General features: G+C 53.4%; 19 protein-coding genes. All 19 read left to right on the top strand.

Translation table 11 applies throughout. The features are described from left to right. Positions 1-4: 4 nt before the first annotated feature. Positions 5-733: a demethylmenaquinone methyltransferase gene (locus AC0LWN_RS30155; RefSeq protein WP_474671942.1), complete on the top strand. Its 729-nt coding sequence runs from the start codon at positions 5-7 to the stop codon at positions 731-733. After that, positions 726-1601, top strand: coding sequence for a UbiA-like polyprenyltransferase (locus AC0LWN_RS30150; protein ID WP_458964273.1), 876 nt, complete (start codon positions 726-728; stop codon positions 1599-1601). Before AC0LWN_RS30155 ends, AC0LWN_RS30150 begins: the two co-directional genes overlap by 8 nt. A 53-nt stretch (positions 1602-1654) precedes the next feature. Further along, positions 1655-2206 (top strand): UbiX family flavin prenyltransferase, encoded by a 552-nt coding sequence (locus AC0LWN_RS30145; protein WP_474671940.1) that lies wholly within the window; start codon positions 1655-1657, stop codon positions 2204-2206. Next, on the top strand, positions 2203-3063 hold the full coding sequence (locus AC0LWN_RS30140; RefSeq protein WP_474671907.1) for a menaquinone biosynthetic enzyme MqnA/MqnD family protein: 861 nt from the start codon (positions 2203-2205) through the stop codon (positions 3061-3063). The genes AC0LWN_RS30145 and AC0LWN_RS30140 overlap by 4 nt, the downstream gene beginning before the upstream one ends. Beyond that, positions 3060-4028: a polyprenyl synthetase family protein gene (locus tag AC0LWN_RS30135; protein ID WP_474671905.1), complete on the top strand. Its 969-nt coding sequence runs from the start codon at positions 3060-3062 to the stop codon at positions 4026-4028. The genes AC0LWN_RS30140 and AC0LWN_RS30135 overlap by 4 nt, the downstream gene beginning before the upstream one ends. A gap of 248 nt (positions 4029-4276) precedes the next feature. Beyond that, complete coding sequence (gene ndk / locus AC0LWN_RS30130; protein WP_474671903.1) at positions 4277-4720, top strand: nucleoside-diphosphate kinase; 444 nt, start codon at positions 4277-4279, stop codon at positions 4718-4720. A gap of 27 nt (positions 4721-4747) precedes the next feature. Next, positions 4748-5554: a CheR family methyltransferase gene (locus tag AC0LWN_RS30125; protein WP_474671902.1), complete on the top strand. Its 807-nt coding sequence runs from the start codon at positions 4748-4750 to the stop codon at positions 5552-5554. 118 nt (positions 5555-5672) lie between these two features. Then, entirely contained in the window at positions 5673-5834 is a 162-nt protein-coding gene (locus AC0LWN_RS30120) for a hypothetical protein (RefSeq protein ID WP_474671900.1), read from the top strand. A 198-nt stretch (positions 5835-6032) separates the two neighbouring features. Then, the gene (aroC, locus tag AC0LWN_RS30115) at positions 6033-7202 is read left to right on the top strand and encodes a chorismate synthase (RefSeq protein WP_474671898.1); all 1170 of its coding nucleotides are present in this window, start codon (positions 6033-6035) and stop codon (positions 7200-7202) included. 2 nt (positions 7203-7204) lie between these two features. After that, positions 7205-8308, top strand: a complete 1104-nt coding sequence (gene aroB, locus AC0LWN_RS30110; protein WP_474671896.1) for a 3-dehydroquinate synthase — start codon at positions 7205-7207, stop codon at positions 8306-8308. After that, positions 8302-8673 carry a chorismate mutase gene (gene aroH / locus AC0LWN_RS30105; RefSeq protein ID WP_474671894.1) on the top strand — a complete coding sequence of 124 codons (372 nt, stop codon included), beginning with the start codon at positions 8302-8304 and terminating at the stop codon, positions 8671-8673. The genes aroB and aroH overlap by 7 nt, the downstream gene beginning before the upstream one ends. A 344-nt stretch (positions 8674-9017) precedes the next feature. Next, a complete protein-coding gene (trpE, locus tag AC0LWN_RS30100; protein WP_474671892.1) occupies positions 9018-10571 on the top strand; it encodes an anthranilate synthase component I in 1554 nt (517 codons plus the stop codon). A gap of 25 nt (positions 10572-10596) precedes the next feature. Beyond that, complete coding sequence (gene trpD, locus AC0LWN_RS30095; protein ID WP_474671890.1) at positions 10597-11637, top strand: anthranilate phosphoribosyltransferase; 1041 nt, start codon at positions 10597-10599, stop codon at positions 11635-11637. After that, positions 11627-12457 carry an indole-3-glycerol phosphate synthase TrpC gene (gene trpC, locus AC0LWN_RS30090; RefSeq protein WP_474671888.1) on the top strand — a complete coding sequence of 277 codons (831 nt, stop codon included), beginning with the start codon at positions 11627-11629 and terminating at the stop codon, positions 12455-12457. Before trpD ends, trpC begins: the two co-directional genes overlap by 11 nt. Further along, positions 12450-13130, top strand: a complete 681-nt coding sequence (locus AC0LWN_RS30085; protein ID WP_474671886.1) for a phosphoribosylanthranilate isomerase — start codon at positions 12450-12452, stop codon at positions 13128-13130. Before trpC ends, AC0LWN_RS30085 begins: the two co-directional genes overlap by 8 nt. Beyond that, complete coding sequence (gene trpB, locus AC0LWN_RS30080) at positions 13127-14323, top strand: tryptophan synthase subunit beta (protein ID WP_458964286.1); 1197 nt, start codon at positions 13127-13129, stop codon at positions 14321-14323. The genes AC0LWN_RS30085 and trpB overlap by 4 nt, the downstream gene beginning before the upstream one ends. After that, the gene (trpA, locus tag AC0LWN_RS30075; RefSeq protein WP_474671883.1) at positions 14323-15144 is read left to right on the top strand and encodes a tryptophan synthase subunit alpha; all 822 of its coding nucleotides are present in this window, start codon (positions 14323-14325) and stop codon (positions 15142-15144) included. Before trpB ends, trpA begins: the two co-directional genes overlap by 1 nt. A gap of 56 nt (positions 15145-15200) precedes the next feature. Beyond that, positions 15201-16298, top strand: a complete 1098-nt coding sequence (gene hisC / locus AC0LWN_RS30070; protein ID WP_474671881.1) for a histidinol-phosphate transaminase — start codon at positions 15201-15203, stop codon at positions 16296-16298. 48 nt (positions 16299-16346) lie between these two features. Next, complete coding sequence (locus tag AC0LWN_RS30065; RefSeq protein WP_474671879.1) at positions 16347-17441, top strand: prephenate dehydrogenase; 1095 nt, start codon at positions 16347-16349, stop codon at positions 17439-17441. Positions 17442-17509: the final 68 nt, after the last annotated feature.

The following is a 17509-nucleotide window of genomic DNA, read 5'->3' as shown; positions in this document are numbered from 1 at the left end:
AACAATGGGTGATAAAGGCATCAAACCTAAGGAACAATTTGTGCATTCCGTATTTGAGAGCATTGCCGGCAAATACGATATAATGAACGACATTCTGAGCTTTCGCCGCCACAAAGCCTGGCGCAAGTTCACCATGCGCAAGATGGCGATGAAGCGCGGGGATTCAGCGGTTGATTTATGCTGCGGCACCTGCGACTGGAGCATCGCCCTCGCTGATGCAAGCAAGACCGGTAACGTCATAGGGCTTGATTTCAGTGCAGGGATGCTGGAGGTCGGCCGGCGCAAGGTGGAAGCGCGGAATCTTCAGGACCGCATCTCTTTAGTCCAGGGCAATGCCATGGAGCTGCCGTTCGGTGACAATTCCTTCGATTATGCTACGATAGGCTTCGGGCTTCGCAATGTGCCAGACCCCGTTCAGGTATTGAACGAAATGAAGCGTGTGGTGAAGCCGGGGGGAATGGTTGTCTGCCTGGAGCTGTCCAAACCGATGAAGCAGCCGTTCAAAGGCATCTATTATTTTTATTTCCAGCGCGTGCTTCCGCTGCTTGGCAAATTGTTTGCCAAACGCTACGAGCAATATAAATGGCTTCCCGAATCACTGGCCCTGTTCCCGGACAGAGAGCAGCTTGAGGTGATCTTCCGTGAAACCGGACTGCAAAAAGTGGAATCCTTCCCCTTGACCGGAGGCATCGCGGCACTACATATTGGGCTCAAGGAGAACGCAAATGTTTAAGAAAATCGGCATCTTTCTTCAAATGATCAAGTTTGAGCATACGGTTTTTGCATTACCTTTCGCATTTATGGGCGCATTGCTCGGTTCAGTTGTTGTGTCTCACGCCTTGCCCTCCTGGGGGCAGATCGGCTGGATTGTGGTCGCCATGTTCGGCGCACGCAGCGCGGCTATGGGGCTTAACCGGCTGATTGACCGGATCAGTGACGCCAAAAATCCCCGCACAGCGGGAAGAGCGATTCCGGCGGGATTGCTCAAGGTTGGAGAGGTTTCCCTGTTCATCGCGTTTTCATTCTTTTTGTTGTTCTGGGCGGCATTTAAGCTGAATCCTTTGTCAGCAAAGCTGCTGCCAATCGCTGTCTTCCTTCTTGTTTTTTATTCCTTCACCAAACGCTTTACCTGGGCCTGCCATTTAATTCTGGGGCTAACCATCGCTCTGGCTCCGCTGGGCGGCTGGGTTGCCGTAACAGGAACAGTGGACTCTGTGGCTATGGTATTCTATTTCACCATCGTATTTTGGACGGCAGGCTTCGATATCATTTACTCTTGTCAGGACGTTGAGTTTGATAAGAAGGAGGGCCTCTATTCCATTCCTGTCCGTTTTGGAGTTGCCGGTGCGCTGACCATTGCCAAGGTGTTCCACATTCTAACGGGAATCGGCTTTGTCTCGCTGCTCTTTTTGACCGACCTGAGCTGGTGGTATGTGGCGGGAATGATCATAGCCTATATCATCCTTTTTTATGAGCATCATATTGTGTCTCCAAGTGATCTCAGCCGGCTGCAGACAGCCTTCTTCACGATGAATGGTGTGCTGAGCATTGTTGTGTTCTCCTTCACTCTGATTGACCTGGTGGTGCAGTATTACAAATGACAGAACGAAGTCCGAAAAATTTTGTGGTTGGCATTACCGGTGCGAGCGGCAGCATTTACGGCGTCCGTTTGATAGAAAGTCTGCTCTCGCTTGGTCATTCGGTTCATTTGGTGATCAGCAGTGCGGGCTGGCGTGTGTTCAAGGAAGAGCTGGGCTTTACCGCCTCAGACCGGGAAGGCTTCTTGAACGAACAGTTCAGGGGCTATCCCGGTTCTCTTCATTATCACCCTGCTGCTGATATCGGTGCATCCATTGCCAGCGGCTCCTTCCGTACGGAGGCAATGATCATTATGCCATGCTCGATGGGAACCCTGTCTGCTGTGGCGCACGGAAGCTCCGACAATCTGATGACGCGGGCTGCGGATGTAATGCTGAAGGAAGGACGTCCCCTTGTGCTTGTGCCCCGCGAGACGCCGCTCCATGCGATTCATTTGGAGAATATGCTGAAGCTCTCCCGGCTCGGGGTGAAAATTATTCCGGCGATGCCCGCATTTTATTTTGGCCCGACATCTATGGATGATTTGATCAACTTTATGGTGGGCAAGGTGCTGGACAGCTTGAATATCGAGCATACGTTATTTCGCAGATGGGGGGAAGAGGCATGAGCCGCCCGGAAAGTACTGTTATCGGTAAAATCAGTTATACCAACTCATGGCCGGTATTTCACAATTTCGATCCTTCTTTGCTGAAGTACCCGGCGAAGATGGTGAGTGAAGTGCCTGCTTTTCTTAACAAGGGTATGGCGGAGGGAAGCATTCATGTAGGCGCTTTGTCTTCCTTCGCTTATGCCGCCGCCAGCGATCGGCTGCTGCTGCTGCCGGATTTGTCGGTCAGCGCCGACGGTCCGGTGAGATCCATTTTTTTGTTTTCGCGCGCACCGCTGGAACAGATTTCCACAGGCAGGATTGCCGTAACGAACACCTCCGCGACCTCGGTCAATCTGCTGAAAATATTGATGGAAAAGGCGGTCGGCGGCAAACCGGAGTACGTCAGCGCTGCTCCTGATCTGGATACGATGATGGCTCAGGCCGACGCCTGTCTGCTTATCGGCGACAACGCAATCAGAGCCTCATGGCAGGATCAGGGCTATATCGTTACCGATCTTGGCCAGCTCTGGAAGGAGTGGACGGGCCTCAGCATGACTTTTGCGGTCTGGGCTGTGAACCGTGAAGCTGTGAGGGATAAGCCGCGGGCGATAGCCGAGATTGCCGAAGCTTTTGTAGAGAGCAAAAGACGCGGCCAGCACGATTTGGCACCCATTATCCGTGAGGCCTGCAGGGTTATCGGGGGAACGGCAGCCTACTGGAACGGATACTTTCGTAATTTGTGTTATGACTTTGGGGAAAGGCAGCAGGAAGGTCTGAACCTCTATTTCCGCTATGCCTATGAATTGGGCCTGCTGCCGCAGGAAGTGAAGATGGAGCTTTGGAGTCACAATCTGCTGACACGGGTGAAAGAATGAAACGAATGCAAATGTTCGGCTTGCTTAATAAAGATATGGACCAGATTGAAAAGGAGCTGTACCGCAGTGTGCAGGGAGACGATGCTCTGCTCACCGAGACCTCTCTTCATCTGCTGAAGGCGGGCGGCAAAAGGCTCCGTCCTGTATTTGTGCTGATGGGCGGCAAATTTGGGCAATATGATCTGGAGAAAATGAAGCGTGTGGCGATTCCGCTTGAGCTTATCCATAGCGCTTCCCTCGTTCATGATGACGTAATCGACGATGCGGAGCTGCGGCGCGGCGAGCCTACCGTCAAAGCGAAGTGGGGCGACAAGATCGCTATGTACACCGGCGACTATATTTATGCGAAGGCGCTGGTCATGACCACAGAGCTGAAAAATCCCCGGATACACCAAATCCTCTCCAAAGCCATGGTGGAAATGTCAATCGGAGAGATGGAGCAGATCCGAGACTTCTTCAATACCGAGCAAACCGTGCGCCACTATCTGCGGCGGATCCGGCGCAAAACAGCGCTGCTTATCGCCGTCAGCTGCCAGCTTGGTGCGCTGGCTGCGGACGCAGAGCCGGAGACAGCACGGCTGCTCTACAATTACGGCTATAACGTCGGTATGGCGTTCCAGATCCGTGATGATCTGCTCGATCTTTCCGGGACAGAGAAGCAAATCGGCAAGCCGCCGGGCAGCGACATGCGGCAGGGCAACATCACGCTGCCGGTGATCTACAGTCTGGAGGATCAGCGGCTGCGCAGTACACTGCTGGAGGAGCTGGCTTCCATCCGTGAAGAGCACAGCGGTGTCGGCCGCGCCATTGAACTGATTCTCTCTGGCGAAGGCATCGCCCGCGCAGAGGAGCTGGCCACACGGTACATAAACAAAGCGCTGGCTGCGCTGGACCAGTTGCCGAGCAACCGGACGAAGCGCAATCTGCGGGATATTGCCCATTTTGTAACAGGCAGAGCTTATTAAGCTTCCGAGGGCTCAAAATATTAAGCGTTCACAGATGGCGAGGTTTCTGATAATATCAGAAAAACAGCTTATTTTTCAAAAGATAAGCATTTATATGTTTCACACTATAAGTTATCCTTCTCTTTCTCGCTGAAACGGATACCTGAAAGCGATACGGAGTATCGCTGCTTCGGAAGCGTATGCTTTTTTCAGAGGACGACGTAGCCGTTTCTACTTGTTCGGAACAATAAAAAATGGAGAGTGACTCTATGGAGAAAACGTATCTGATGATCAAGCCGGATGGAGTACAGCGCGGATTGATCGGGCGGATTGTCGCCCGTCTGGAGGACAAAGGATTTAAGCTGGTAGCCGCGAAGCTGATTACTGTTACAGAAGAGCAAGCGAAGAGACATTATGCAGAGCATGAGGGTAAGGATTTCTTCCCCGAATTGGTGGGGTTCATTACCTCCGGTCCTGTATTTGCTATGGTGTGGGAAGGCGATGATGTCGTAGCATTATCCCGTTTGCTGATCGGCAAAACGAAGGTAGGGGAAGCCCTGCCGGGTACAATCCGCGGAGATTTTGCCAGTCATACGCCGCTTAACCTGATCCACGGTTCGGACTCTCCGGAAAGCGCAGAACGCGAGATTGCGAATTTCTTCGCTCCGGCTGAATTGGCAGATTACAATAAAGACATCGCAGCCTGGATGTAGCAGACGGGCGGGAAGCAGGGGAGTAATATGGCTGAAAGAGATGAAGTGTCAACGATTGCGGACCCGGATTACACCGGCTTTATTCATAACGTCAACAAGAGCACCGGAATCGATTTGTCCCAGTATAAAGAAGCACAAATGAAGCGCCGGCTCACTACGCTGCGGACGAAGAACGGTTATAATTCCTTTAGTGATTTTTTTGCCGCGATGATGAAGGATAAGGCGCTGTTCTATGAATTTCTGGACCGCATGACCATCAATGTTTCGGAGTTCTGGCGCAACCCTAACCGGTGGGAGGTGCTGCGCGACGTTATTCTGCCCGAGCTGCAACGCTCAGGCCGCAGGCTGAAGCTCTGGAGTGCCGCCTGTTCAACCGGTGAGGAGCCCTATACGCTGGCGATGATCCTCTCTGACAAAAATATACTGGCGCAGACCGGGATTCTGGCAACGGACATTGACGACGGCGCGCTGGCCAAAGCCAAGCAGGGACTCTATTTGGAGCGTTCTCTTAAGGACGTGCCTAAGGATGTGGCCGAACGTTATTTTACACCTGAAGGACCGGTATTTAAGGTAAATGAAGGCTTGAAGAAAAATATTGATTTCCGCAAGCAGAACCTGCTGCTGGACAAGTTCGATGACGGCTTTGACTTGATTATCTGCCGCAATGTTATGATTTATTTTACGGAAGAGGCCAAGAATAAGCTGTATCACAAGTTCTCTGCGAGCTTGCGCCCGGGCGGATATTTGTTCGTGGGCAGTACAGAACAAATCTTCACACCGGCACAGTATAATTTCGAATCCACAGAAACCTTTTTCTATCGCAAGAAATCATAAAATCCATATCCATGTTCCATGGGCTCACCGCATGCCGTAACGTATACTTTTGTAAATTTTCAGTGATACTGAAAGTAGATATAGATTACGTGCGCCATGCGAAAGGTCGTTAATTCAGATGGACAAAAGCAAGGTCATTGAGGCTTACAAGCGGGGCTTTCTGACAGTCCGTGAATGCGGGCAAATCCTCGGCATTGAAGAGCGGCAGCTCCAGCGTCTGCTTGTCATTGAGGAGAGCAAGGCAGACTTCGAGCCACCGAGCCGGCGGATCGGCGGTTGACTGGAGCATTTGCCCGGGGCACACAGCAGCGCCGTCTTTACTCGAAAGAGTAGGGGCGGCGCTGTTCTTTTACAGGCCGGTGTCCATGAGGCGAGGCGTATCCCTTTCTTGTCAAAGCCGATTCGCTATACTATAATGAGCAAAGACATTTAACATTTTAGCGGTTTACAGTTTAAAAGTGTGAAGGGGGAACGCAGCATGAGTTTACGCTATTTGACAGCGGGGGAAACGCACGGCCCCCAGCTTACAGCTATTATTGAAGGACTGCCCAGTAATTTGACACTGAATTTCGAAGAGTTGAATTTCCAGCTCCAGCGGCGGCAAAAAGGCTACGGACGCGGACGCCGGATGCAAATTGAGAAGGATACCGCACAAATCGTCGGCGGTGTGCGTCACGGCTCCACCACAGGAGCTCCTGTAGCTCTGGTTGTTGAGAACAAGGACTGGACCCACTGGAAAAATATTATGAACATCGAGCCGATTCCGGGCAGTGACGAAGAGAAGCGGCGGGTGAACCGTCCGCGTCCCGGGCATGCAGATTTGAACGGCGGACTGAAATACAATCTGACGGACTTGCGTAATGTGCTGGAGCGCTCCAGCGCGCGTGAAACGGCGGCAAGAGTAGCCGTAGGCGCGGTAGCCCGGCAACTGCTTGCAGCGTTCGGTGTGAAGATTGCCGGACAGGTGATCCGTATTGGCGAGATTGAAGCGCCTGCGAATGATCTTCCGATTGACGAATTGATCGCGCAGACTGAAGCGTCTTCTGTGCGTGTTGTGGATAAAGAAACTGAGCAGAAGATGGAAGCTTACATAGACAAGATCAAGGAGGAAGGCGACTCCATCGGCGGCATCGTGGAATGCATCGTTGAGGGTCTTCCGGTTGGTCTGGGAAGCCATGTCCAATCCGACCGTAAGCTGGATGGCGCCATCGCCGGAGCTGTAATGTCCATCAACGCCTTCAAGGGTGTTGAAATCGGCATCGGCTTTGAAGCAGGCAAGCTGCGCGGGTCCCAGGTCCATGACGAGATCATGTATGAAGCTTCCCGGGGCTACTACCGGGCAAGCAACCGTCTGGGCGGCTTTGAAGGCGGAATGACCAACGGCATGCCGGTTGTGGTCCGTGGTGTAATGAAGCCGATTCCTACGCTTTATAAACCGCTGCAAAGTGTCGATATCGACACGAAGGAGCCTTTCACCGCCCAGGTGGAACGTTCGGACGCATGTGCTGTTCCGGCAGCTTGTGTCGTGCTGGAGAACGTGGTGGCCTGGGAAATCGCCAAAGCCTTCCTCGACAAGTTCGGCGGCGATTCTCTGGAAGAAATCCGGGCCAACTATGCCAATTACCAGGCGCAATTGGAGAGCTACTAATTATGCGCAGCATAACAGTAAGCTTAGGTGAACGTTCCTATCCGATTCATATCGGCAGCGGCCTGCTGCGTGAAATCGGCGGCAGATGTGTGGAAGCCGGATTTCCGCTCCGCAGTCCGATCCTGGTTGTCAGCGACAGCGAAGTCGGTCCCCGCTATCTGCCGGTGGTCGAAGCCTCGCTCCGGGAGCGCGGATACAAGGTCGTCAGCCATGTTATCCCGGCAGGCGAAGCCTCCAAATCGCTGGCTGTGTATGAAGAGGTCATTACAACCGCAATTAAGGCCGGTCTGGACCGCAGCTCGGCGGTTCTGGCGCTGGGAGGCGGCGTAGTAGGGGATTTAGCAGGTTTTGTTGCCGCATCCTATATGCGGGGAATAGGGTTTATTCAAATGCCTACAACGATCCTTGCCCATGACAGCAGCGTAGGCGGCAAGGTGGCGGTGAATCATCCGCTGGCGAAGAATATGATCGGCGCCTTCTATCAGCCTGAAATGGTGCTGTATGATCTGGACACCCTGAGCACGCTTCCGCCGCGCCAGGTTGCATCGGGACTGGCAGAGGTAGTGAAGCATGGTCTGATTCTGGACCGTGAATTTGCGTACTGGTGCCGCGAGCATGCAAGCGAGCTGCTTGCCCTGGACCCTGAGGCGCTGGGCTACGCCCTGGAGCGCGGCTGTGCGATCAAGGCAGTAGTAGTAGGCAATGATGAGCGCGAGCACGGGCAAAGAGCGATTCTGAACCTGGGACATACGATTGGTCATGCGATTGAGGCGGTTGGAGGGTACGGCGTATTTCTCCACGGCGAAGCCATTGCCATCGGAATGGCCGGTTCTGCGCTGCTAGCAGCCAAGCTTGGCCGGGACCAGGCGATTTATGAGGATACCGTTTCCATGCTGTCTGCACTCTCGCTGCCGGTAAGACTGCCTGCGCAGTACAGCGAGGATGAGCTGATGGAAGCGATGATGCATGACAAGAAGTTCAAGGAAGGCAAGATGACCTTTGTCGTACCGGATTCCATTGGGGCCGTCAGCATCGTGAATGAAGTGCAGCAGAGTGCTGTGCGTGAAGTCCTCGCGCAGCTTAAGAAGGAGGGAAGCCCGTGGTGAACCGGGGAATACGCGGTGCAACTACCGTAGTCCATAACGAGGAAAACGAGATTTTGCGTGAGACGGTTGTGCTGTTGCGTGAGATTGTTGAGCGCAACGATGTGATCGCCGAGGATATATGCAGTGTGTGGATTACTGTGACGGGCGATTTGGATGCCACCTTTCCGGCAAGAGCCATTCGTGAGATAGAAGGCTGGGAATGGGTGCCGCTGATGTGCTCTGTAGAAATTCCTGTCAAGGGCGGGCTGCCGAAGTGCATCCGGCTGATGGTACAGGTGAACACAGAGAAATCACAGCGGGAGATCCGCCATGTCTATCTGAATGAAGCCGAGAAGCTTCGTCCCGATCTCTCACAGAAGAAGTAACAAATTCATTGTGCGGGGTTGCCATTATCTATTGCCATCATGTATAGTGTAGTTAGCCGAGTGAAGCAGAGTTTAGTTTAGCTGAGATGAGTATAGTTGAGCAGAGTGCAGGATTTTAGTTGAGTACAGGCATACCATACGTAATGCAATTCTCTTTTTATGAATACCTTATAGTGTTATTTTGCACTATAGCTGTATTCTTTTATGGGAGAAGTGTATCTTTGATGATGGTTTTGTGCCGCTCATATGCGCTTATCACATACTTACTTACATTAACCTCTACTTCGGTAGAGGTTTTTCTGTGTTTCGGACAATATAAACAATATCCCAAGGAGGTATCCCAAGTGACGAATCCAAGAGTAGAAGAAGTATTGTCGCTATCGCGGGAATATAATCTGATTCCTGTAGTGAAAAGGCTGCTCGCCGATATGGAGACGCCGATCCGGTTATTCCAGCGTTTTGCTGAGCAGGACCGGGCATTTTTGCTGGAAAGTGTAGAAGGCGGGTTAAAGTGGGCGCGGTATTCTTTTATCGGCAGTGATCCGTTCCTGATGATCTCCGGCAAAAAAGGCGTGATCCACGTCGAGGTCGGCGGTGAGAAGAAACGTCTGCTCGGCAAACCCGTCGAGGAGCTTAAGGCGCTGCTGCGCTCCTACCGCAGTCCCAAGCTGGACGAAATGCCTCCTTTTACAGGCGGTGCCATTGGATTCTTCGGGTACGACCTCCTGCAGTATTATGAGAAGCTGTCCGCTCATGCGGTGGATGACCTGAACATGGATGATATCCGCTTTATGTTCTGTGACCGCATCATTGTGTTTGATCATGTGAAGCAGCAGATTCTGCTGGTCGGCAACCTGCACATCAAGGACGGCGATACGGATTCCGATATCCGCGCGGGATATGAGGAGCTGAGCCAGCGCTTAGAGAATATGGCTGAAGAGCTTCAAAAGGAAGGACCGAAGGAAAACGTCAACCGGCGCAGCATTCCCCAGGACATTGAGCTTGGCGAGATTCATTCGAACCTCACCAAAGAACAATATATGAGCAATGTAGAGCAGGCCAAGGAATATATACGGGCGGGGGATATTTTTCAGGTGGTGCTGTCGCAGCGTCTGCATATTGAAACCGAAGTCTCTCCCCTTCACGTGTACCGGGTGCTGCGGACCCTGAACCCTTCACCCTATATGTATTATCTGAAAATGGATGAGGAGATCATCGTCGGTACTTCCCCGGAGGCACTGGTTAAGGTGGACGGAAGCCGGGTGGAGACACGGCCGATTGCCGGAACGCGGCCACGGGGCGCGAATGAAGCAGAGGACCGGGCGCTGGTCGCAGAACTGCTGGAGGATGAGAAGGAGCGGGCGGAGCATCTGATGCTGGTCGATCTGGGCCGCAATGACCTGGGGCGGGTATCAAAGTTCGGTACGGTCAAATGCGATTCTTTTATGGAAATTGAGAAGTACTCGCATGTGATACACATGGTGTCCAATGTATCAGGCACCCTTGACACAGGAAAAGATTTCTTCGATGCCTTCCTCTCATGCCTGCCAGCCGGTACCGTCTCTGGTGCGCCCAAGCTGCGGGCAATGGAAATTATCGCCGAACTGGAGCAGGAAGCAAGAGGCGCGTATGCCGGGGCGATTGGTTATCTGGGGTTCTCGGGGAATATGGACTCCTGCATCACCATTCGAACGATCATTTTCCGCAAAGGGCGGGCTTATGTGCAGGCTGGAGCGGGTATTGTCTGGGATTCGGTGCCGGAGAAGGAATATGAGGAAACGCTCAATAAGGCCAAAGCGATGCTGAAGGCCATCCGGATGGCGGAAGCCATGTTCCCGGCTGAAGTGAAAGAGAAGCAGGTCATCAACCAGGATTACATGTATGAATATACCCCTTGATTATAATCGTTAGGAGGAGACAGCAATGGATGCAAGCCAATTGATACAATCGGGTATCGCCAGTCTGATTGAGGGCCGGGATCTTAACCGCCCGCAGGCTCGTGAGATTATGGGAACGATTATGGAAGGAGCGGCAACATCTGCGCAGATTGGCGCGCTGCTGACGGCACTGCGGATCAAGGGGGAGACCGTTGAAGAGATCACCGGCTTCGCGGAAGCGATGCGGGGATTCGGCACACATGTGGCTACAGAGCGCTCACAGCTCCTTGATACTTGCGGAACCGGCGGCTCCGGCATTCATAAGTTCAATATTTCCACCGCCTCGGCCATTATTTCTTCCGCAGCTTCCGTAAGAGTGGCGAAGCACGGCAACCGTTCCGCTTCCGGGCGGGCGGGCAGCGCCGATGTGCTGGAGGCACTTGGCGTCAATATTCATCTGAATGCGGAGCAGGCCCGGCAATGTCTGGACAGCATCGGCATCTGCTTCCTGTTCGCGCAGATCTATCATCCGTCGATGAAGCATGCGGCAGCTCCCCGGAGAGAGCTTGGCGTACGTACGGTGTTCAATATGCTCGGCCCGCTGACCAACCCGGCAGGGGCTGACCGTCAGTTGATGGGTATCTACGACAGAGACAAAACGGAGATTGTGGCAAACGTCCTGAAAGAGCTCGGGTCAAAGCGGGCGATGATTGTTAGCAGTCTGGACGGTTTGGATGAAATCAGCATTTCGGCACCTACACAGGTGTCCGAATTGAAAAATGGTGTTGTAACCACCTACGAGATTACACCGCAGGCGCTGGGGCTCAGCACGCATCCGCTTGAGGATGTGCTGGGCGGAGATGCGGCGGAGAATGCCGCGATTATCATGGGCGTTCTGCGAGGGGAGCTTAACCCTTACCGTGACATTGTGCTGGCCAATGCGGGGGCGTGCATTTATGTTGCCGGATTAGCCGACACCTTAAGAGAAGGTGTGGATAAAGCGAGAGAAGTAGTGGATTCCGGTGCTGCGCTGCAGAAGCTGGAACAGCTTAAAGCCATGACGAAGGAGCTTGATTATGTATCTTGACCGGATTGTCGCCACCAAAATCAAAGAAGTTGAAGCCTTAAGCCAAACCTTCTCTTTGGAGGAGGCCAAACGTCAAATTGCAGCACTGCCGCCTACAAAAGGGTTCCGCAATGCGCTCACGCAGTCGCGTAACAGGTCGATGGGGCTGATCGCCGAGGTGAAGAAGGCCTCGCCTTCCAAAGGCCTGATCCGTGCTGATTTCGATCCGGTATCCATTGCCAAGGGGTATGAAGCGGGCGGAGCCGATTGCTTGTCTGTCCTGACGGATAAGGATTATTTTCAAGGCAGCGGCGCTTATTTGCAGCAGGTAAGAGCGGCGGTAGGCCTGCCGCTGCTGCGCAAGGATTTCATCATTGATGAGCGGCAAATCTATGAAGCGCGTCTGCTTGGAGCCGATGCTATACTGCTGATTGCTGCAATTCTGACGTCTGAGCAGTTGATTTCATTCACGGATACCGCAGCAGCGCTGGGACTCGATATCCTGATTGAAGTTCATGACCGCAGCGAACTGGAAACGGTGCTGGCTACCGGAAAAGTGCAGCATTCTGGCGTGCTGCTGGGCATTAACAACCGCAATCTGCGCACGTTCGAAACATCGCTTGCCACTACAGCAGAGCTAGCCGCATTGCTTCCAGCAGGTGTTCCCGTAATCAGCGAGAGCGGAATAACCGGACCGGCAGATATCGAATATCTGAGAACTACCGGTGCTGCCGGTGTCCTCGTCGGAGAGTATCTGATGCGCAAGCCGGATGTGGAGCAGGCTGTGAATGAGCTGATGGGTGCGCTGCCCGCAGGGAAGGATCGTGCGACTCATGGCTGAGACAATGGTAAAAATCTGTGGACTTCAGGACGTTGAAGTGCTAAAATCTATGAAGCGATTACCTCTGGATGTTGTCGGATTTGTGTTTGCAAAGAGCCGCCGCAAGGTAAGCCCTGAGCGTGCGGCAGAACTCATTGCAGAGCTTGCCGGCTGGGAGAACGGGAAGCCTCCGCTCGCCGCAGGAGTGTTTGTGAATCCTACGCTGGCTGAGCTAGAGGAGCTTCTATCCACCGTAAGGCTTGATGTAATTCAGCTACATGGTCAGGAAAGCGCGGAATATTGCCGGGCCGTCAGGGAGGCTTTTCCACAGGTTCAGGTATGGAAGGCTCTTTCTGTAGCCGGAAGTGCAGGAGAGGCCGCTGCAGGCAGCCCTGATGATCTGAAGCCATATGCCGGGGCCGTCCATGCTGTGCTGCTGGATACATATGATCCGTCAGGCAGCGGCGGCTCCGGCCGGACCTTTGACTGGGAGAAGATTCCGGCTTATCAACAGGCAGCCGCTGCGTACGGCTTGCCTTTATTTATAGCTGGCGGATTGCACCCGGATAATGTGCGTGAGCTGCTGGAGGGCTATGCACCGTATGGAGTAGATGTCTCTAGCGGCGTAGAGAGCGATGGAATTAAGGATATCGTCAAAATCACAGCTTTTGTGGAAAGGGTGAAGCAATCATGATACAAGTACCGGACAAGAATGGACGTTTTGGTTCTTTTGGAGGCCGCTTCGTTCCTGAAACATTGATGAATGCGCTCATTGAGCTGGAGGAGGCCTACCGCAAATTTTCGGCTGATCCGGCTTTTCAGAAGGAAGTAGATTATTTGCTCAAGCAATATTCCGGGCGGGAGACACCGCTGTATTATGCGGAGCGCCTCAGCAAGCGTCTGGGTGAAGCCAAAATATATTTGAAACGTGAAGACCTCAACCATACAGGGGCGCATAAAATCAACAATGCAATCGGCCAGGGCATACTCGCCAAAATGATGGGCAAAACCAAGGTCATCGCCGAAACCGGCGCAGGCCAGCACGGCGTGGCGACAGCTACAGTGGCGGCGCTGCTGGGGATGGAGTGCAAGGTATTCATGGGCGAAGAAGATACGCGCCGCCAGGCGCTTAACGTCTTCCGCATGAAGCTGCTGGGAGCAGAAGTCATCCCGGTAACCTCCGGCTCCCGGACCCTTAAGGATGCAGGAAACGAAGCGCTCCGCTACTGGGTCAGCAACGTGGAAGATACGTTCTACGTGCTCGGTTCTGCAGTGGGACCGCATCCGTATCCGATGATGGTCCGCAATTTCCAGCGTGTAATTGGCGATGAGACACGCCGCCAGATTCTTGAAGCCGAAGGAAGGCTCCCGGATCTGCTGGTAGCGGCAGTAGGCGGCGGAAGCAACGCGATCGGCATGTTCTATCCGTTCATGGAGGATGAACAGGTCGCCATGATCGGAGTAGAGGCTGCCGGCAAAGGCGTAGATACTCCATTCCATGCAGCCACAATGAGCAAAGGCACACAGGGAGTGTTCCAGGGCTCGCTCAGCTATCTGCTGCAGGATGAGCATGGACAGGTTCAGGAGGCGCATTCGATATCGGCGGGGCTGGACTACCCGGGGGTTGGCCCTGAGCATTCCTATCTCAAGGATATTCACCGGGCGCAGTATGTGCCGGTCACAGATAAGGAAGCTCTGGAGGCGCTGGAGCTGCTGTGTGTTACAGAAGGCATCATTCCGGCGCTTGAATCCGCTCATGCGATTGCCCATGTCGTGAAGCTTGGACCTACCCTGACCAAGGATGATATCGTGGTTATTTGCTTGTCGGGACGCGGAGACAAAGATGTTGAATCGATCATGGCCTACACAGAAAGGGAGGGTAAGTGATGACAACCGAAACAACGAACCGGATGGATTTGACCTTCCGTAAGCTTAAGGAAGAGGGACGGACAGCACTTATTCCTTTCCTGACGGTAGGGGACCCTGATCTTGAGACAACACTTGATATTATCGCTGAGCTGGAAGCAGCCGGTGCGGATATTCTGGAGCTTGGCGTACCTTACTCCGATCCGCTTGCGGACGGCCCGGTCATTCAGCGTGCTTCTTCCAGGGCGCTGCGCGGCAACATCCATTTGCGCACCTGTATGGAAACGGCCCTGAAGGCCCGGCAAGCGGGCAGCAAGCTGCCTTTTATTCTGTTCACCTACTATAATCCGGTCATGCAGATGGGGCTCGACAGCTTCTTTGCTGCGCTTGATGCCCATGAGATCAGCGGCCTGATTATTCCCGATCTGCCTGTGGAGGAGTCGGAGGAGATGCGCGAGCGGAGCCGCGCTGCCGGGGTGAATCTCATTCCGCTTGTAGCGCCTACCTCCAGCGAACGCATCGCCAAAATCGTATCCGGCGCCAGCGGTTTTGTATACTGTGTATCCTCGCTGGGTGTAACGGGGGAACGCTCCAGTTTTCATGCCGGAGTAGAGGAATTTATTGCGTCTGTCCGCCAGGCTACGGACCTTCCTGTGGCGGTAGGCTTTGGCATTTCCACCGGGGAGCAGGTGGCGCGTTTTGCCCGTATCTGCGACGGCGTAGTGGTAGGCAGCGCGATCGTCCGCAAGGTGGAGGATGTCATTCCGCTGCTGGACAATCCTGCCACCCGAAGTGAAGGGCTGTTGCAAATTCGTGAATTTGTGGCACAATTAAGACCATAATGCTCTGCTGTCAGGACTGAAGCAGTTCTAATATTTATGGAGAGTGAGGACCGTTCATGAATCCGAAACCGAATATCGTTAACCTCCCTGTATACAAGCCTGGGAAACCTATCGAGGAGGTCAAGAAGGAGCTTGGCTTAGACGAAGTCATTAAGCTGGCCTCCAACGAGAACCCATATGGGTCTTCACCGAGTGCAAGAGCCGCCATCGTAGCGGAGCTCGACAATCTGTATCTGTACCCGGACGGTTCGGCTGCCGAATTGACGGCGGCAGTGGCCGCTCACCTTGGAGTGCAGAGCGACAACATTATTTTTGGCTGCGGCTCCGATGAGGTCATTGCCTTGATTGCCCGTGCTTTCTTCCTGCCGGGAGATGAGACCATAATGGCGGATCAGACCTTTTCCGTATATAAAAGCAATGCCGAAATTGAAGGTGCAGTCTCCATTGAAGTGCCGCTTGCAGAGGGTACGCATGATCTGGACGCTATGCTGGCCCGGGTTACCGACCGCACCAAAGTAATCTGGATCTGCAATCCCAATAATCCAACCGGAACCATTGTACCCGAGGAGGCGCTGATCAAATTCCTGAGCGCTGTTCCTGCCGGAGTGATGGTTGTTCTGGATGAGGCTTATTCCGAGTATGTAACTGATCCTTCCTATTCGAATGGCATCAAGCTGCTGGATGCTTATCCAAATCTGGTCGTACTGCGGACATTCTCCAAGATCTATGGTCTCGCTGCACTGCGCATCGGCTATGGCGTGGCAAGTCCGGAGATTATTTCCTTGATCAACAAGGTTCGTGAACCGTTCAATACTACACGCTTGGCGCAGGTTGGCGCCTTGGCTGCGCTGGCAGACCAGGAGTATGTGCAGGAATGCCGCCGCCTGAACAGTGCGGGCATCGTGCAGCTTCAGAATGAATTCAAGCGTCTGGGCCTGGCTTCTTTCCCGGCACATGGCAATTTCATTATGGTGGATGTGCGGAAGCCGGCTGTTGAGGTTTTTGATGCCTTGCTGCGTCAGGGGATTATTGTCAGAGCGGGACATCAGTTGTACCCGACCTATATTCGTGTCACTGTCGGATCTACGGAGCAGAATAAGGCATTTATCGCTGCTCTGGAGCAGGTGCTTCAGGAACAGGGAGTACAGGCCTGAGGGGCAGCCCACAAGACGAATCCATAGAAGGCAGGTAGTTCAAAGAACATGACGACAAAAATAGCAATTTTCGGTGTCGGTCTGATCGGAGGCTCACTGGCCCTTTGCTTCAAAGGCAAGGAGGGCCTGACTGTTGTAGGCCATGCCCACCGTCCTGAATCGGCAATAAAATACGTCAGCAGAGGTGTGGTCGATCAGGCCACACTTTCTATTGAGGAAGCGGCGCTGGACGCCGATTTCATTTTTTTATGTGTGCCTGTCGGCATGCTGGAGGACTATTTGCAACGCCTGAGCAAGCTGCCGCTGAAGCCCGGCTGCATTATTACGGATGTTGGCAGCACGAAGGCCACGATTGCCGCTTGCGCGGTGACCCTGGATCTGCCGGGGGTGCATTTCATCGGCGGCCATCCGATGGCCGGCTCCGAGCGCTCTGGTGTGGAAGCCGCCTCTTCGCTGCTGTTCGAGAATGCTTATTATGTGCTGACACCCCCGCCAGGAGTGCCGGAGGAGGCTTATCAGGCACTTGAAGCTTTGCTTCTACATACCAAAGCTCAGATCGTCCGGCTGCAGCCGGACCGCCACGATGAGATTGTCGGAGCAATTAGCCATTTGCCGCATATCATTGCTGTGGCTCTGGTCAATCAGATCCGGGCCTATGACGATACGGACTCATTGTACAGTACGCTGGCTGCCGGCGGTTTCCGTGATATTACGCGGATTGCCTCCAGCGATCCGATTATCTGGCGCGATATCCTGCTGAACAACCGCCCGGTTATGCTTCGTCTGCTCAAGGATTGGAATGAAGAGGTTTCTTCGTTTGTCCAAATGCTGGAAGAAGCCGATGGCGAAGGTATTGAGGCTGCATTCCATGAGGCGAATGATTTCCGCAGCCAGTTGCCGGAGCGGCGCAAGGGGATGATCACACCGCTGTTCGATTTGCATATTGATGTTCCCGATCATCCGGGGATCATTGGGCGTATCGCAACAGAGCTTGGGGATCAGGGCATCAATCTTAGCAACGTGCAGATTATTGAGAGCCGCGAGGATGTTCCGGGCATTATGCGCCTGTCCTTCCGTCAGGAGAACGATATGGAGCGGGCCAAGATTCTTCTGCAGAACAACGATTATACCGTTTATGTATAACGCCGGGGCGAGAGCCCCGGTTTTTTCATACCCCTCACAACCGCCTCGTCTAGCAGAAACTCCATTTT

The sequence above is a fragment of the Paenibacillus sp. sgz302115 genome, from assembly GCF_056120445.1.
Note: the sequence above shows the minus strand (reverse complement) of the source record. Positions and strands in the feature narration are given on the sequence as shown.